Source organism: Bacillus daqingensis, from assembly GCF_042654445.1.
Taxonomy (GTDB): domain Bacteria; phylum Bacillota; class Bacilli; order Bacillales; family Salisediminibacteriaceae; genus Alkalicoccus; species Alkalicoccus luteus.
Map to the genome: position 1 here is coordinate 260740 of NZ_JBHSGK010000004.1, position 16014 is coordinate 276753.

16 protein-coding genes are annotated in these 16014 nt (G+C 51.1%); 12 read left to right on the plus strand and 4 right to left on the minus strand.

The features are described 5' to 3' along the window. The first annotated feature begins 110 nt into the window (after positions 1-110). The 7 genes from ACFO4L_RS06110 to ACFO4L_RS06140 all read left to right on the plus strand — a co-directional run bounded on the left by ACFO4L_RS06110 (position 111) and on the right by ACFO4L_RS06140 (position 5826). Entirely contained in the window at positions 111-1142 is a 1032-nt protein-coding gene (locus ACFO4L_RS06110; protein WP_377908811.1) for a LacI family DNA-binding transcriptional regulator, read from the plus strand. 16 nt (positions 1143-1158) lie between these two features. Next, positions 1159-1893, plus strand: a complete 735-nt coding sequence (locus tag ACFO4L_RS06115; protein ID WP_377908812.1) for a ThuA domain-containing protein — start codon at positions 1159-1161, stop codon at positions 1891-1893. After that, on the plus strand, positions 1894-2922 hold the full coding sequence (locus ACFO4L_RS06120) for a Gfo/Idh/MocA family protein (RefSeq protein ID WP_377908813.1): 1029 nt from the start codon (positions 1894-1896) through the stop codon (positions 2920-2922). A gap of 11 nt (positions 2923-2933) precedes the next feature. Continuing rightward, the gene (locus ACFO4L_RS06125) at positions 2934-3977 is read left to right on the plus strand and encodes a Gfo/Idh/MocA family protein (protein ID WP_377908814.1); all 1044 of its coding nucleotides are present in this window, start codon (positions 2934-2936) and stop codon (positions 3975-3977) included. 74 nt (positions 3978-4051) lie between these two features. Beyond that, a complete protein-coding gene (locus tag ACFO4L_RS06130) occupies positions 4052-5020 on the plus strand; it encodes a sugar phosphate isomerase/epimerase family protein (protein WP_377908815.1) in 969 nt (322 codons plus the stop codon). A gap of 349 nt (positions 5021-5369) precedes the next feature. After that, positions 5370-5606: a hypothetical protein gene (locus ACFO4L_RS06135; protein WP_377908816.1), complete on the plus strand. Its 237-nt coding sequence runs from the start codon at positions 5370-5372 to the stop codon at positions 5604-5606. Positions 5607-5640: 34 nt separating this feature from the next. Continuing rightward, entirely contained in the window at positions 5641-5826 is a 186-nt protein-coding gene (locus ACFO4L_RS06140) for a YqaE/Pmp3 family membrane protein (protein ID WP_168009538.1), read from the plus strand. Between the two features lie 46 nt (positions 5827-5872). Here the strand turns inward: ACFO4L_RS06140 and ACFO4L_RS06145 are convergent, their stop codons facing one another. The 3 genes from ACFO4L_RS06145 to ACFO4L_RS06155 are packed head-to-tail and all read right to left on the minus strand — an operon-like array spanning position 5873 to position 9452. After that, positions 5873-7783: a PTS fructose transporter subunit IIABC gene (locus ACFO4L_RS06145; RefSeq protein WP_377908817.1), complete on the minus strand. Its 1911-nt coding sequence runs from the start codon at positions 7781-7783 to the stop codon at positions 5873-5875. Further along, positions 7780-8697 carry a 1-phosphofructokinase gene (gene pfkB, locus ACFO4L_RS06150; RefSeq protein WP_377908818.1) on the minus strand — a complete coding sequence of 306 codons (918 nt, stop codon included), beginning with the start codon at positions 8695-8697 and terminating at the stop codon, positions 7780-7782. Before pfkB ends, ACFO4L_RS06145 begins: the two co-directional genes overlap by 4 nt. Further along, positions 8694-9452: a DeoR/GlpR family DNA-binding transcription regulator gene (locus ACFO4L_RS06155; RefSeq protein ID WP_377908819.1), complete on the minus strand. Its 759-nt coding sequence runs from the start codon at positions 9450-9452 to the stop codon at positions 8694-8696. Before ACFO4L_RS06155 ends, pfkB begins: the two co-directional genes overlap by 4 nt. 297 nt (positions 9453-9749) lie before the next feature. Here ACFO4L_RS06155 and ACFO4L_RS06160 point away from each other — a divergent pair, with 297 nt between their 5' ends. The 5 genes from ACFO4L_RS06160 to ytvA all read left to right on the plus strand — a co-directional run bounded on the left by ACFO4L_RS06160 (position 9750) and on the right by ytvA (position 15431). Further along, complete coding sequence (locus ACFO4L_RS06160) at positions 9750-10913, plus strand: galactokinase (RefSeq protein ID WP_377908820.1); 1164 nt, start codon at positions 9750-9752, stop codon at positions 10911-10913. Position 10914: 1 nt separating this feature from the next. Beyond that, positions 10915-11910, plus strand: coding sequence for a UDP-glucose 4-epimerase GalE (galE, locus tag ACFO4L_RS06165; RefSeq protein WP_377908821.1), 996 nt, complete (start codon positions 10915-10917; stop codon positions 11908-11910). Further along, the gene (gene galT, locus ACFO4L_RS06170) at positions 11911-13416 is read left to right on the plus strand and encodes a UDP-glucose--hexose-1-phosphate uridylyltransferase (RefSeq protein WP_377908822.1); all 1506 of its coding nucleotides are present in this window, start codon (positions 11911-11913) and stop codon (positions 13414-13416) included. A gap of 11 nt (positions 13417-13427) precedes the next feature. Continuing rightward, a complete protein-coding gene (locus ACFO4L_RS06175; protein WP_377908823.1) occupies positions 13428-14579 on the plus strand; it encodes an ROK family transcriptional regulator in 1152 nt (383 codons plus the stop codon). Between the two features lie 81 nt (positions 14580-14660). Then, positions 14661-15431, plus strand: a complete 771-nt coding sequence (gene ytvA / locus ACFO4L_RS06180; RefSeq protein WP_377908824.1) for a YtvA family blue-light photoreceptor — start codon at positions 14661-14663, stop codon at positions 15429-15431. A 59-nt stretch (positions 15432-15490) separates the two neighbouring features. Here the strand turns inward: ytvA and ACFO4L_RS06185 are convergent, their stop codons facing one another. Next, positions 15491-15883 (minus strand): hypothetical protein, encoded by a 393-nt coding sequence (locus tag ACFO4L_RS06185; protein WP_377908825.1) that lies wholly within the window; start codon positions 15881-15883, stop codon positions 15491-15493. Between the last annotated feature and the right edge of the window lie 131 nt (positions 15884-16014).

Consider the following 16014-nt stretch of genomic DNA (forward strand, 5'->3'; position numbering starts at 1 on the left):
CAGCCGGCTGTCCGCATTTGTGATTGACAGCGTTTCCATTAGCCGATATGATAAGAGCAGTTGCTTAGTGAACCGGTTAACCTGCAGCATAGATGCGGAAGGGAGCCATGATGAAAAAACGACCAACTATTACAGATGTAGCGCGGCATGCCGGCGTTTCCAAGGCTTCCGTCTCTTATGTGCTGAATGATGTGAAAAAAGTGTCTCAATCGACGAAAGAGCGGGTATTGATGTCCATTGAGGAACTTGGCTATGAACCGGATTTCACAGCTGTTTCGCTTACCCGTCAGCGCTCGCAGCTGATAGGGATAATATTGCCGCTTGTTAATCAGTCGATTGCACATGTGATGCGTGAAAATACTTACTATAATGAGATGATCAGTGCAGTTGAACAACGTGCGCGCGAAAGCGGATTTGATGTTCTGCTGACCGGTTTGTCCAGGCCGGAGCACTACCGGACCTGGGTGCACAAGCGTAAGCTTGACGGTCTGTTGTTTTTCGGATTATTTCCGAAAGAGATTTACGACGAAATGCGCAGTATCGATGTGCCGGCCGTTCTGATTGATACGTATGAGGAACATACGGACAGGTATCCGTCTGTCAATATTGAAGATGAGAAGGGGGCCTACCTTGCCACCTGTCATCTGGCGGAACTTGGCCATTCACGGATTCTGTTTACCGGTACCAACTTGCACAATCCGGTCGAACATTACCGGTATACCGGCTATGAGCGAGCGTGCAAAGAGGCTGGGATTCAGCCTATGAATCCGGTTGAAACGCCTCATTCTCATAGTTTTTTAAGCGGATATGAAGCTGCAGAGCGCGTGTCTGCAACGGATGCAACAGCTGTATTCTGCACCTCGGATATCATTGCTCAAGGTCTGATACGGGCCCTTTATGAACGAGGAATCCGGGTGCCGGATGATCTGTCCGTAGCTGGATTTGATGACATTCATTCAAGCCGGTACAGCATTCCTTCTTTAACGACGATTCGGCAGCAGATTCAGTTGAAAGGAGATGCAGCAGCCGGGAAGCTGCTTGAAGCGATGAAGGGCGGAAGTCCGGAGCCTGAAGTGCTGGATGTCAGCTTGATCATCCGAGAATCCACAGCGCCGCCTGACATAGGAAGCGCGTCACAATAGCTAAAGGAGTGGTTCGATGCATATTACAATTTGGAACGAATACCGTCATGAAAAAGAAAACCCGGAAGTGCAGAACATCTATCCGGACGGCATCCATGAAGCCATCCGCAGCTTTTTAGCGGAAGAGTATGAGTCGATCAGCACGGCGGTTCTTGATGAACCTGAGCACGGATTAACAGATGAAGTGCTTGATAAAACCGACGTCCTGATCTGGTGGGGACATAAAGCCCATGAGGAAGTAAGCGATGAAATAGCAGCGAAAGTGCAGGAGCGCGTCTGGAACGGCATGGGCCTTGTCGTGCTGCATTCCGGACACTTCTCAAAGGTGTTTCAGCGCCTGATGGGGACCGGCTGCGATTTAAAGTGGCGGGAGGCGGATGAGAAGGAACGCATCTGGGTCGTCGATCCGACGCATCCTCTGACGAAAGGAATCGGCTCTCATATTGAACTGGAAAAGGAAGAAATGTACGGAGAGCATTTTGACATTCCGGTGCCTGATGAGCTGGTGATGGTCAGCTGGTTTGAAGGCGGAGAAGTCTTTCGCAGTCTCTGCACGTTCCGGCGCGGAAGCGGAAAGATCGTCTATTTCCGGCCGGGGCACGAAACCTATCCAACGTACTATCACCCGGATGTGCAGCAGGTCATCAAAAATGCAGCAGGGTGGGCAGCACGCCATGCCGGTGAAAAGCCGGTATACGGCCATCATCCCGAAGCGCTTGAACCAATCTCATCTAAAGAGGAGGACGAATAAATGTTAAAAGCAGCAGTTATTGGATGTGGAAGTATTGCAAAATATCGGCACCTGCCGGAATATGCGGCAAACCCGGAGGTGACGCTTACTGCGGTATGCGATATCAATCAAGAGCGGGCCGAAGAGCTTGGCAGTATGTTCGATGCGATGGCTTACACAGACTATCAGGAAATGCTGGAGCGCGAAGATATTGATATCGTCAGCGTCTGCACTCCGAACTACCTGCACGCACCAGTTTCGATTGCAGCGTTGAACGCAGGCGTGCATGTTCTTTGCGAAAAACCGATGGCGACATCCAGCAAGGAAGCAGATGACATGATTGAAGCAGCTAAAAATGCGCGCAAGTGGCTGATGATTGCGCATAATCAGCGGTTTGTTCCTTCCCATCAGCGGGCACGGGACATGATCGCGCGCGGCGAGCTTGGTAAAATTTACAGCTTTCGAACGGCGTTTGGGCACGGCGGACCGGAAGGATGGAGTGCTGATGGCGCAGACAGCTGGTTCTTTAAAAAGGATGAAGCGTTTATTGGCGCCATGGGCGACCTTGGTGTTCACAAGACAGACCTGCTCCGGTTTATTCTCGGCGAAGACTTTACGAGCGTCGGCTCGTTTATCGAAACGAGCGCCAAAGACCACAGCACGGTCGACGATACGGCAGTATGCATTCTCCGGACTGGAACAGGAATCATCGGAACGCTTGCTGCAAGCTGGTCCTACACAGCCGGAGAGGATAATGCGACAGTTATATACGCTGAAAAGGGCATCATGAAGCTGGAAGACGATCCGCAGTACAACGTGGTGATTGATTATGTGGACGGTGAGAAAGCGAGGTTCGAACTGGGCGGCATTCAAACGAACGAGAGCGGCGGTCAGACAAACTCCGGCGTAATCGATTCGTTTGTCAGCTCAATCCAGGCAGATGAGGAACCTGCCATTCCTGGTGAAGAAGGGAAGAAATCGCTGGAAGTTATTCTTGGCGCACTGGAAGCAAACGAATCAAAAACAATCGTCGATCTGGACTTGGGCTGAGGAGGATACGCATGAACCGTTTACGCATTGGATTAATCGGGGCCGGCGGAATTGCCCGTCACCGTCATATCCCCGTCCTGCTGGAGCTAAAGCATGAAGTGGAAGTAACAGCCGTCTGTGACATCAACCTGGAAACAGCCAGGCAGGCAGCGGTCTCGTTTCACCAGCCGCTTGTCACGGATGACTTTCGCGATGTGCTGCCAAAAGTAGACGCTGTCATTATTTGTACACCCAATAAATTTCACGCGGAAGCTGCGATTGCTGCCCTCGATGCGGGCGTGCACGTCATGTGTGAGAAGCCGATGGCGATGACAGCGGAGGAAGGCGCAAGCATGCTGGAAGCGTCCAGACGGAGCGGAAAACAGCTGATGATTGCTTATCACTACCGCTCGATGAAAGAGAGCCAGGCTGCTAAAAAGCTCGTCGAGGCTGGAGAAATCGGAGCGCCGATGGTGGCAAGAGTGCAGGCGCTGCGCCGTCGAAAAGTACCCGGCTGGGGCGTGTTCACCAATAAAGAGCTCCAGGGAGGAGGCAGCTTGATTGATTTTGGCTGTCATTTCCTGGATTTATCCTTATGGCTGCTGGGCAGTCCAAAGCCGGTTGAAGTCAGCGGGAACACGTACAATAAGCTGAGCCGGATGCCGGACCAGATAAACGAATGGGGGCGTGTTGATCATACGACATTCGAAGTCGATGATCACGTCACGGCATATATCCGTTTTGATAACGGGGCAACGATGCTGTTTGAAACATCATGGGCCGCAAACGTAAAAGAAGATAAAGAATATGTGTCGATATCCGGTGATACGGGAGGCGTTGATCTGTTCCCGCTCGAGGTTAACCAGGCGAAGCACGGGATGCTGCTCGACAGTACCCCGAACTGGGTGCCGGGAGAAGCGGACCCGGGACTGTTTCAGCTGCAGAATTTTATTGATGCCTGCCGCGGTGATGGAACACTGATCATTAAGCCGGAGGACGCGCTTTACGTGCAGCAGATTGTTGATGCGATTTACAGAAGCAGCGTGGAAGGACGCAGCATCTCACTGGAGGATTAACCAGTCATAAGGCTGATAGAAATGAAAGACGGAAATGCTTCATGATTTTCGTCTAAATCGAGGAGGAGATTTGCATGAAATCTGGCGTATTTACGGTTCTGTTCGGAGACAAGTCTTTTGAGGACATGCTCGATTATGTCAAAGCTGCCGGATTGGAAGCAGTGGAAATCGGCACGGGCGGTTACCCGGGAAACGCGCACTGCGATCTGGACGGCCTACTGGAAAGCGAAGATAAGCGAAATGAGTACATGAAGAAGGTGGAGGACCGCGGCTTGATGATCAGTGCATTCAGCTGTCACGGGAACCCGATTGATCCTAATGAAGCCTTTGCAAAAGAATCAGTAGAAGTCATGAAAAAGACCATTAAGCTGGCGTCATTAGTCGGCGTGCCGGTTGTCAACGGCTTTTCCGGTACTGCCGGTGATCACGAAGGAGCTAAGCTGCCAAACTGGCCGGTAGCCCCTTGGCCGGCTGAATACGGCGACATTTTGAAGTGGCAGTGGGAAGAAAAGCTGATCCCATGCTGGAAAGAACTCGGCGCTTACGCAGAAGAACACGGTATTAAAATCGGCATCGAGCTGCACGGAGGCTTTCTCGTCCATTCGCCGCACACGATGCTGAAGCTGAGAGAAGCAACTTCTCCTGCGATTGGCGCCAATCTCGACCCGAGCCATCTCTGGTGGCAGGGCATCGATCCGGTAGCTGCGATCAAAATACTTGGAAAAGCAGATGCGATCCATCACTTCCATGCGAAAGACACGTACATTGATCAGGATAACGTAAACATGTACGGTCTGACCGATATGCAGCCATACAGCGAGGTGCAGACACGCGCCTGGTCGTTCCGGTCTGTCGGATGCGGGCACAGCATGCAGGAATGGTCGGATATGATCAGTGCGTTGCGTACGTACGGCTACGATTATGTTGTCAGCATTGAGCACGAAGATCCGATTATGTCTATTGATGAAGGCTTTCAGCGCGCCGCTGATAACGTCAACAGCGTACTCATTCGTGAAAAGCCTGCGGACATGTGGTGGGCGTAAGCACAGGAACATAAGAGCGGAACCGGGGATGACCGGTTCCGTTTTTTTTTTGATTACGACATAAGGGGAAGCAGGAGGCTGATGGTTTGAGCGCCGAAAGATACCGGCCGTGAACGTAACAGGCTGTTATAACGAATAAAACAACTTGAGTCTTCGCAAGCGTTGCGTAACGTGCTTTCAGATTAACAATCTCCTGCAATCATTTGCAAGAGTGGTTCTCAGCAGTGTTCACCCATATGACCCACGTATCCTGCATCATTGAAAGTGCCGGAACCACCTGTTCCACTGCTTCAATCCAGTCAAAAACGGGTAAAGAACAACAATACGATTCGTAAAAAGGAGGGGTACAGTGAGGAAGCGCGACTTATTCCGTGATATGAAGCAGCTCGTATCCGACTTAAAAACCCAGGACCACTCAACCGTCATTCGTTCTGAGGAAAAGCAGGTCGGTATCGGAAAGGGACGACCGGTCTTGAAGAAAGAATCTGTTTTCCGTGCCAAAGTGGGCATCACGGCCGACGACCTTCCGCAACGGCAACATCCCCGCAACCGTTTACGAGGCAGACTTCCCGGGGAAGATAAGTAGTCCGGGATATTGAAATCAGAAAGGATGACGTCTTATGATGTGGCTGCTTGCCATTTTACTGCCGCCTGTAGCGGTCCTTCTAGCAGGGAAACCGATTCAGGCACTGATTAACCTCGTATTAACCCTGTTTTTCTATATACCAGGCATGATTCACGCGATCCTTGTCGTAAAGGAAAATAAGGATGACAAACGAATGGACAAATACATGCGAGGCACGTGACAAGAAAATGAATACGAGCCGCCCAACCCGGGCGGCTCGTCTCGTTTTAAGCTGTTTTTTTCTGCGGGGCAGGAGCTCCTGCGGCAGGAACTTGATCGATGTCCTTTTTCAGAATCGCAAGCAGTCCTGCTGTAACAAGTGAGCCAATTAATATGGCGACTACATATAGAACCGGCTGCGTCATGATCGGGATAACGAACACGCCTCCGTGCGGTGCTTCAGAAGCGGCACCGAAAAACATGGACAGTCCGCCTGCTACGGCAGAGCCGGCGATGAGCGAAGGGATTACCCGCAGCGGATCAGCTGCTGCGAAAGGAATCGCTCCTTCCGTAATAAACGAAGCTCCAAGAATGTAGTTTGTGCGTCCGGAGTCACGCTGCTCCTTCGTGAACTTTCGCTTGAAAAACGTCGTAGCCAGTGCAATACCGAGCGGCGGAACCATACCTCCCGCCATAATAGCGGCAATCGGTGCATACAGTCCGGCGTCGATCATAGCGAGTCCGAATGCATAGGCGGATTTGTTGATCGGGCCGCCCATGTCGACTGCCATCATCCCGCCGAGAATGATTCCGAGAATGACGAAGTTGCCTGTCTGCATATCGCCGAGCCAGCTGACGAGGCCACCTTGCACGGCTGCCATCGGTACGACGAGGAAGTACATAATGAACCCGGTTGTAAAGATACCAAACAGCGGGAGAATCAAAATCGTTTTAATGCCTTCAAGTGAAGCAGGCATAAAGCTGAACAAACGACGGATGCCAAGTACGAGATAACCTGCAAGAAAACCGGCTACAATCCCGCCGAGGAAACCGGCGTCGCCATTGTGAGCCATGAGACCGCCGACCATACCGGCAGCAAAACCGGGACGGTCTGCGATGCTGTAAGCGATGAAGCCTGCAAGCACTGGTACGATGAAGAAGAAGGCATTGGCACCGCCGATCGTCATCAGAACTTCTCCAAACCAAGTCATCTCTTGATTTTCCGGATTCTCAAAGAAGAAGGAAAGAGCGATCAGGATACCGCCGCCGACGATAAATGGCAGCATGTTTGATACACCGCTCATCAAGTGCTTGTAAAACGCGGCACCTGCCGATTTAGCTGAGCCAAGACCCGATGCAGAAGCGGCCTGGCGCTCTCCGCCGCCGGCTGCCTGGTGCACAGGTGCATCAGGTGCTTCCTGCAACAACTTCTCCGGCTTGCGGATGCCTGCGGCTACCGGCGCTTTCAGTAAAGGCTTGCCATCGAACCTGTCAGTTTCCACCCGCGTGTCCGCCGCGATGATCACCGCGTCTGCTTTTTCAATATCTTCTGCGGTCAGCGTGTTGCGTACACCGTCTGAGCCGTTTGTTTCTACTTTAATATCGTAGCCGAGCTTTTCAGCAGCAGCTTTTAAGCCGTCTGCCGCCATGTACGTGTGTGCAATTCCGGTCGGGCAGCCTGTGACAGCGAGAAAATACGGGCGGTCTCCGGATGCTTCCTTTGGATCCTCTTCAGCAAGCTTTTCCGTTTCTTTCCGGTCAACTGCTGCAAGTAAATCTTCTTCCGAGGAAACGGTCATCAGCTCTTCTCGGAAGGACTCGTCCATAAGCAGTGTGGAAAGGCGGGACAATGCTTGAAGGTGAGTTTGGTTCGCTCCTTCGCTGGCTGCGATCATGAAGAATAAGTGAGCCGGCTGAGCATCGAGAGAATCATAGTCGATTCCCGCTTTGGAGCGGCCGAAAACGATCGCAGGGCGTGACACAGCTTTCGTTTTTGCGTGAGGGATCGCGACCCCTTCGCCAATACCGGTCGAGCTTTGTGACTCCCGCTCGTGAATGGCTGCTTTGAAGGCAGCAGGATCATTCAGGTTGCCTGCCTGATCCAGTTTGGCCGTTAGCTCATCGATGACGCCGTCTTTTGAGTCAGCTGTCAAATCCAGTACAATTGTTTCAACTGTGAGCAACTCTGTGATTTTCATACCGATTCCTCCTTATATTCGTGAACAGAGACGGACGGCAGCAGATCTTCAACATGCTCTTTCGTGCAAAGGGATTCTGAAAATGCCGTGGCAGAACCGGCAGCGATGCTCCAGCGGAATGCTTCTTCAGGTGCAAGACCGTTCTCCAGCCCCGCGAGAAATCCGGCAACCATCGAATCACCTGCTCCAACAGTAGAGTGGATCGTTCCGGTTGGAACAGCTGCTTCCAGCACACGTTCGGCGGAAACGAGCAGGGCGGATTCAGCTCCACGGGAGACGAGAACATTTTTTGCACCATCGGCAACAGCTTTTTTCGCCAAACGTACAGCTCCTGGTGTATCCGCTGATTCCTGGCCGTACAGGGCGGTCAGTTCATCGATATTCGGCTTAATCAGATACGGCCTGGCCGAGAGCGCTTTTTGCAGCGGCACACCGCTTGTATCGATCACCGTTCGAAGCGTGAGCTTTTCAGCTATCATCCGGTACGTTTCAGACGGGAGTGACGGTGGAAGACTTCCGGAAAGAACGAGCAGATCATGTTCCTCCGCTGAATCTAGTCCGGCAAGCAGCTGATGGACATGTTCCTCACTGATAGCTTGAGAAGGGCCATTAACCTCGGTTTCCTTTGCGGTCTTGAGTTTCATATTGATTCGTGTCATACCAGGTGTGTCAGTAAAATGGGTGCGCAAGCCCTCTGCAGCAAGCTCTTCCTTTAAAAAGGCGCCGGTAAATCCTGCTGTAAAACCGAGCAGCGTTGAGGCAATGCCAAACCGGTGCAGCACGCGGGAGACGTTTATGCCTTTCCCGCCTGGAATCATCCGCTGCTCGGTAGCGCGGTTTGTAGCACCTTCGACCAGCTCCGGCAGTTCCATAAAGCAGTCAATCGACGGGTTAAGGGTGACGGTGTAAATCATGGCTTCACTCCTTCAATCGTAGTATGCTCACTCAGCTGCTCGAGAAACAGTTCTGTATCAGCTTTTATCTCCGTAATCAGTGCAGCGTCGTGAATGGAGGCAAAACGCGAAAAGGATGTCTGCTGCAGCTTGGACGCATCTGCGAGTACAAACGCCTCTTGGGACGCTTCCAATGCGAGCTGTTTAATAGCAGCTTCTTCCGGGTCCGGAGTGGAAAAGCCAAATTCCGGGTCGACTCCGTTTGTGCCGAGAAATGCTTTATCGAACCGATACTGCTTCAGTGATTCAGCGGCTGTCCTGCCGATAAAAGCAAGCGTTCCCGATTTGACGTAGCCGCCGAGAACGTAAGTGCGAAATCCTCGCTTGAGAGCAGGCTCTACAATGTTCAGGCCGTTTGTAACGATAACGATCTCCTTTGCCTCAATATAAGGAAGCATCGCCTCCGTTGAGGTTCCGGCATCGAGGTAGACGGAATCACCGTCTTCAATAAAGGAAGCGGCCAGTCTGCCGATTCGCTGTTTTTCTTCGGCGAAAACTGTTTTTTTATCGAGCATCGTTGGTTCATCCGACTTCCTGGAAGGAAGAGAGGCACCACCGTGTATACGCTTTAATTTTTGTGCATCTTCAAGTTCACTCAGGTCACGCCGGATTGTAGATTCTGAAGCACCGGTTGCTTCTGTCAAATCTGTCAATTTCACTGTCCGCCGCTGCCGGAGCAGTTCAAGAATTGTGTCGTGCCGTTCGTATGTCAGCATTGTTTCCGCCTCCATGTAAGGGATTACATTGAGTATAAAACATGAAACAATCAAAATCAATCATTTTATTTCAAAAACATTCAAAAACATTCATTTTCCTTTTGATCCGCTGAGGTCAGTATAGATACATGCTGCTGAATAGCTGGATGCAGACAGAAATATCAGCAGAAAATAAAGAGGAGTGATTGCTTTTGAACGATTATGAACGATGAAGATTTTCGTGTCAGGTTGTGCGATGACTGGAATCATGCTACGATAAAGATACTTAATTAAATTAATTAATAAAGGGGTGTCCTCATGACAACAGTAGAGAAAACATATGAAGAATTGTTTCGCGAGCGTGCAGACGCGGTTTATTTTTCACCGGGAAGAGTAAACTTAATAGGAGAACACATTGATTACAATGGAGGACTCGTGTTTCCAGCTGCGCTGACAATCGGAACTTACGCAGCGGTTTCTCCTCTGGAAGAGCGAAAAGTAGAAATGTATTCGATCAATTTTCCGGATGATGGCATACAAACGATTCATCTCGGTGGGAAGGTAGAGCTGCAGGGCGGATGGACAGATTTTATTCGGGCTATGACAGCGGTCATCGAGGCTGAAACAGGACGCCGTGTTCACGGATTTCGCGCGGTTGTAGAGGGAACCATCCCGAACGGTGCAGGGCTTTCTTCTTCAGCTTCATTTAATGTCCTGATTGGTACCGTGCTAAACGCATATAACGAGCTCGGACTCGATCAGGTTACCCTGAGTAAATTGGCACAGCAGGCAGAGAACGATTACCTTGGAGTTAACTGCGGTATTATGGACCCGTTCGCAATCGCTAACGGTAAAGAAAAGCAGGCGATGCTGCTCGATACAAGAACGCTGGACGTATCGTATGCCCCGCTTGATCTGCAGGACAACGTCCTCGTGATTATGAATACAAATAAGCGAAGAGAGCTTGCAGACTCGGCGTACAATCAGCGCAGGGAAGAATGCAAATCCGCGTTAATGAATCTGCAGGAGAATGGAGCACCCGCATATTTGTGTGAAGTGCCGCCGGAAATGCTTGAGGAAAAGGCAGGTCATCTTTCTAAGGTAGAATATGCACGTGCCCGCCATGCCGTAACCGAGCAGCAGCGCACGAAAGAGGCGCATGCAAAGCTTGTGGATGGTGACGTTGATGGGTTCGCCAAACTGCTGAATGCCTCACATCAATCGCTGAAACAGGATTATGAAGTGACAGGAGAGCATCTGGATGCACTCGTTGAGGCTGCCTGGGCAGAGGAAGGTGTTCTTGGAGCAAGAATGACAGGAGCAGGATTTGGCGGCTGTGCAATTGCGGTTGTTAAGCAGCAGGGCTTGCAGGAAACGCTTGAGCGCATTGGAAATACTTATCAGGCAGCGGTCGGCTGGAAACCGGCATTTTATGTAACAGATATCGGCGGAGGAGCCGGAAAATGGAAGGGAGAGGCATAAAATGAGTGTACTCGTTTGTGGAGGAGCAGGATACATTGGAAGCCATGCTGTTGCAGCGTTGCTGGAAGCGGGTGAAGAGGTAGTAGTAGCAGATAACCTGCAGACCGGTCATCGGGGAGCAGTGCCGGATCAGGCTGCTTTTTATCACGTCGATCTCCGTGATGAACAAGCCCTTGAGGCCATGTTTGCATCGGAATCGATAGATGCTGTGATGCATTTTGCCGCAGATTCGCTCGTCGGTGTCAGCATGGAAAAGCCGCTTGACTACTACGACAATAACGTAGGCGGCGCCATCAGCCTGATGAAGGTGATGAAGCAGCATCGTGTTCAGCATATCGTATTCTCGTCAACGGCCGCTGTATATGGGGAACCGGAATCTGTACCGATCACAGAGTCGGCCCCCACAAAGCCGGGCAACACGTACGGTCAGACGAAACTTGCGATCGAACAAATGCTGCACTGGTGCCGGCAGGCCTATGACATGGAGTACGTCGTGCTGCGCTACTTCAATGTAGCAGGGGCGCATACGACCGTTGATATTGGAGAAGATCATGATCCGGAAACCCACCTGATTCCAATTATTCTGCAGACGGCGCTCGGACAGCGCGAGAAAATCATGATTTTCGGAGATGATTATCCAACAGATGACGGCACCTGCATCCGCGATTATATTCACGTCGAGGATCTGATTCAAGCTCACATTCAGGCGCTGCAGCACCTGCGCAACGGCAAATCGTCAGATACGTTTAACCTTGGCAACGGCAGCGGCTTCAGTGTGAAGCAGGTGATTGATGCTGCTGAACATGTAACGGGACGTCCTATTTCCCGGGAAATAGCTCCGCGCCGGGCGGGAGATCCGGCAGAGCTGGTTGCTTCCTCCGAGAAAGCAGCATCCGTACTGGGCTGGAAGCCGAAGTATGCTGACTTGCACACGATCGTAAAAACAGCGTGGGAGTGGCACCAAAAGCATCCGAATGGCTACGGGGAGGAAAACTGAATGAACATCAGCCGATTAGTGGAAGAATTGACGGCATGGGCTGTCAGAAAAAAGCTGATTGAGAAAGAAGATCACGTTTACTGCCGGAATCAGCTGCTTGAGAAGCTGCAGATTGCTGATTTTGAACAGCCGGTATCCGCAGCAGAACGGGACCTTCATTCGATCATGGAGGATATCTTGAAATGGGCACTGGATGAAGGCAGGATAGAAAATGATACGGTAACGGAACGAGACTTGTTTGATACGAAGCTGATGGGTGTCTTTGCAGATAAGCCTTCTGTGATCGCGAGCCGGTTTGGCAAAGAGGAAGAGAAAAGCCCGGAACAGGCTACGGCCTGGTTTTACGAGTGGAACAAAGCGATTGATTACATTCGGACAAAGCGTATTGAAAAGAATGTAACCTGGAAGACGGATACAGAATACGGTGCGCTTGATATGACGATCAATTTATCGAAGCCGGAGAAAGATCCGGCTGAAATTGAAAAGCTTAAGCACCAGCCGGCTTCTTCCTATCCGCTCTGCCTGCTTTGCAGAGAAAATGAAGGCTATGCAGGTAGGCTTAATCACCCTGCCAGGCAGAATCTGCGAACAATTCCGGTGACCTTAAATGAAGAAGCGTGGCATTTTCAATTTTCTCCATATGTCTACTACCATGAACATGCTATTGTGCTGAAAGAGAAGCATGAGCCGATGGTCATCACCGGCGACACATTTACCCGGCTGCTTGCTTTTACTGAACGGTTCCCGCACTACTTTATAGGCTCCAATGCGGACTTGCCTATCGTCGGAGGCTCTATCTTGAGCCACGATCATTACCAGGCCGGCTGCTATACGTTTCCGATGGCCCGCGCTGAAGCAGAAGAAACAATGGAACTGCCACAGTTTACAGGAGTGACTGCAGCCAGAGTAAAATGGCCGATGTCCGTCGTCCGGCTTCAGGGAGACGATCGTACGGAAGTCAAAAAAGCAGCAGAACACATTTTGAACAGCTGGCGTGCTTACAGCGATGAAACGGCAGGGATTTATGCAGAGACAGACGGAACGCTCCATCAGACAATCACTCCGATTGCCAGACGGCGCGGAAGGGCATTCGAACTTGATCTTGTGCTCCGGAACAACCGCACCTCCAGCGATCATCCGGACGGTATATTTCATCCGCATGCGCATGTGCATCACATTAAAAAAGAAAATATCGGCCTGATCGAAGTCATGGGGCTGGCCGTACTGCCAGGTCGGCTGAAGCAGGAGCTTCGTGAAACTGCGGAAAAGCTAGCGGGTGTTTCCCCTGAATCGGCGTTGTATGACGGGATCACGGCAAAGCACGCTGATTGGGCACTGAAGGTTTCGGAAGGACGCCGTACCGCGAGCGTGGAAGAAATGGAGACGCTTCTGCAGGAAGAAACGGGGCTTGTCTTTGCAGAGATCTTAGGTCATGCGGGCGTGTTTAAACGTGACGATGCCGGTATTCGCGCGTTTCAACGGTTTATGCAGACGATCCAGCAATAGGGGGATAGGTGATGAGCAGTTTTCAGCATATGAAAGCACGAAACAGAAGCCGGGTGCTGCAGGCGATCCGACAGAGTACGTCAGGAATTTCACGCGCGAGCATTGCCGACCGTACAGGTTTGACCGCAGCATCCGTTACAAATATTGTGACGGCGCTGCTTCAGGAAAATCTCGTGCGTGAGACGAAAGCAGGAGCCTCCAGCGGCGGTCGAAAGCCGATCCTGCTGCAAATGAATAACCGGGCCCAGCGGATTGTCGGTATTGATATTGGATCCAGCGAGCTGCGAATCGCGTCAGCAGGGCTGGACACCGTACTGCTGCGGAGCAGGACGATTGCCATCCCGGAGCAGGTGACGGAAAACACCTTTCTCTCCTTTCTTACCTCTTTGCTGCATCAATTTTTGAGTGAGGAACCGGAACCGGTGCTTGGAATAGGCGCAGCCGTACATGGAATCGTAGACAGACGCAGCGGTGTTTCGGTTCACGCCCCCGCTCATGGGATAAAGGGCGTTCCGCTTCGGCATGCGCTGGAGACAGCTTTTGGGCTCCCGATTTCCACCTGTAATGACGTGAAGGCAATGGCGCTGGCCGAATCGTGGTACGGGAAGGGGCGCACGTATGATTCCTTTTTGTTTATCAATGCTGGTCGAGGGTTGGGAGCGGCTTACGTGGAAAACGGAAGAGTCGCAGAAGGTGCTTCCGGCATAGCTGGAGAAATCGGCCACACGCTCATCGATCCGAACGGCGTCCAGTGTTCATGCGGAGCAAGCGGCTGCCTGCAGACGCTTGCTTCGGCTGAAGCGCTCGTACGGCAGGCAAATGAAGCGACTGAGCACAGGCCTTACACATCCGGCGCAGACGTTGCAGCCGCTGCAGGCACCGATCCTGCTGCAGCTGAAGCACTGAAGCAGATTGGCACGTGGCTTGGGTATGCTCTTGTGAACGCTGTGCATACGTTCAATCCGAGTGCAGTCGTTTTCGGGGGCGGGTTAAGCCGGAACGAACAGCTGATGGAAACAGCGCGTAAAGCTGCATATCCACGCTTTCTGACCAAGCACGCTGCCGATACAGATATTCATGTATCAACACTGGAAAACAGTACGCTGCGAGGAGCCTGTTCGCTCGTTCTGCGTGATCATATTCTGCAAGAGCCGGAAGCATAATCAGCTCCGGCTTTTCAAGCGTTTGTAAGTTGGGTACAATAGAGACACGTTTAACGGAAGCAGAAGCAAAGGAGCGATAACGTGGTTACGGACTTACAGGCACTTAAAAATAAAATCCTCGAAAAGACACAGCTCGTCTTTATCATCAGCGATCCGCAGCAGCCGGATAACCCGATTATTTACGCAAACCAGGGATTCACCAAGTTGACCGGCTATTCCCAGGAAGACATCATCGGTCAAAACTGCCGGTTTCTGCAGGGTGAAAAGACAGATCAGCGCGAAGTCGATAAAATTCGCAGCGCAGTTAAAGAAAAAGAGCCGGTGTCAGTCGAACTGCTTAACTATAAAAAAGACGGAACGCCGTTTTGGAACCTGCTGCATATCGATCCGATTTATCTGGAATCAGAGGATCAGTACTACTTCGTCGGGATTCAAAAAGATATTACCGATTTCAAAGAAGCAGAGGAAAAGCTTGCCTCCTATAATAAAGAAATTGAGCTCCTTTCCACTCCAGTTGTGCCGATTAAAGAAACGATTTCCGTTCTGCCGCTTATCGGAAACATTGATGAGAAGCGAATGAACATTATCATGGAGCGTATTCTTCCTGAACTGGACCGATCTGCGATTGAGACGCTGATTTTGGATCTCTCCGGTTTCCGTGAAGTGGATGAAGCAGCCGTCGTCGGTATTTTTCAGCTTGGTGATTTAATGAAGCTGAAAGGAGTGACGATGATCATCACCGGCATCACACCAAAAGTCGCAATGCACACACGGGGGCTGGATATCGATTTATCCTCTTTAAAAACCTATGGTTCAGTGAAGCAGGCAATTGAAGCGATCGATGCCGATTAACAATTAAACAGCCTCCGCCCATTCATCGGGCAGAGGCTGTTTTCTGCGTAATAGACAAATTAAGCAGGATCCTCATCAGGCGTTCGGACAGCGATAATTAAAAAGACAAAGTAGCTGATCATCAGCACAGATCCGCTGATGATATAGAACAGCAGGGTCACTATTCCCGGGAGCGGAAACGGCTCCATCATATAGAGATACATGCCGAGGCAGAGTCCAATGGTTCCGATCAGGGCACTCCATACATGAATTTTGGTAAGCAGCGTTTTTCCAGGACGGTATACTTTGTAGTAGATCGACCAGGCGAATAAAGACAGCCAGCCGGCAGTCAGAACGTGAGCATGGATCGGACGCAGTGAAGGTCCGCCTGAGCCGGCCATGTGACCACCCATGAACGTACCGATGACACCGAAGACGGCAGCGGTAATAAGCAGCATTTTACTATATGACATACACAAAACCTCTCTTTTCAAATATGAATGCTCGAGATCGCGGTGCAACATACACAGTCTGTTTTCTATTATATGCGAAACGACAGACGGTAGAAACCGGAAGCCCGTCTGTGATTATGAATGCTTTATGA

What these genes read in the sequence shown, in the direction of transcription:
- ACFO4L_RS06120 (WP_377908813.1), top strand. Translation starts at nt 1,894, where the DNA reads ATGTTAAAAGCAGCAGTTATTGGATGTGGAAGTATTGCAAAATATCGG.
- ACFO4L_RS06155 (WP_377908819.1), bottom strand. Translation starts at nt 9,452, where the DNA reads ATGCTGACATACGAACGGCACGACACAATTCTTGAACTGCTCCGGCAG.
- ACFO4L_RS06130 (WP_377908815.1), top strand. Translation starts at nt 4,052, where the DNA reads ATGAAATCTGGCGTATTTACGGTTCTGTTCGGAGACAAGTCTTTTGAG.
- ACFO4L_RS06145 (WP_377908817.1), bottom strand. Translation starts at nt 7,783, where the DNA reads ATGAAAATCACAGAGTTGCTCACAGTTGAAACAATTGTACTGGATTTG.
- galE (WP_377908821.1), top strand. Translation starts at nt 10,915, where the DNA reads ATGAGTGTACTCGTTTGTGGAGGAGCAGGATACATTGGAAGCCATGCT.
- ACFO4L_RS06115 (WP_377908812.1), top strand. Translation starts at nt 1,159, where the DNA reads ATGCATATTACAATTTGGAACGAATACCGTCATGAAAAAGAAAACCCG.
- ACFO4L_RS06110 (WP_377908811.1), top strand. Translation starts at nt 111, where the DNA reads ATGAAAAAACGACCAACTATTACAGATGTAGCGCGGCATGCCGGCGTT.
- ACFO4L_RS06185 (WP_377908825.1), bottom strand. Translation starts at nt 15,883, where the DNA reads ATGTCATATAGTAAAATGCTGCTTATTACCGCTGCCGTCTTCGGTGTC.
- pfkB (WP_377908818.1), bottom strand. Translation starts at nt 8,697, where the DNA reads ATGATTTACACCGTCACCCTTAACCCGTCGATTGACTGCTTTATGGAA.
- ACFO4L_RS06175 (WP_377908823.1), top strand. Translation starts at nt 13,428, where the DNA reads ATGAGCAGTTTTCAGCATATGAAAGCACGAAACAGAAGCCGGGTGCTG.
- ACFO4L_RS06160 (WP_377908820.1), top strand. Translation starts at nt 9,750, where the DNA reads ATGACAACAGTAGAGAAAACATATGAAGAATTGTTTCGCGAGCGTGCA.
- galT (WP_377908822.1), top strand. Translation starts at nt 11,911, where the DNA reads ATGAACATCAGCCGATTAGTGGAAGAATTGACGGCATGGGCTGTCAGA.
- ACFO4L_RS06125 (WP_377908814.1), top strand. Translation starts at nt 2,934, where the DNA reads ATGAACCGTTTACGCATTGGATTAATCGGGGCCGGCGGAATTGCCCGT.
- ACFO4L_RS06140 (WP_168009538.1), top strand. Translation starts at nt 5,641, where the DNA reads ATGATGTGGCTGCTTGCCATTTTACTGCCGCCTGTAGCGGTCCTTCTA.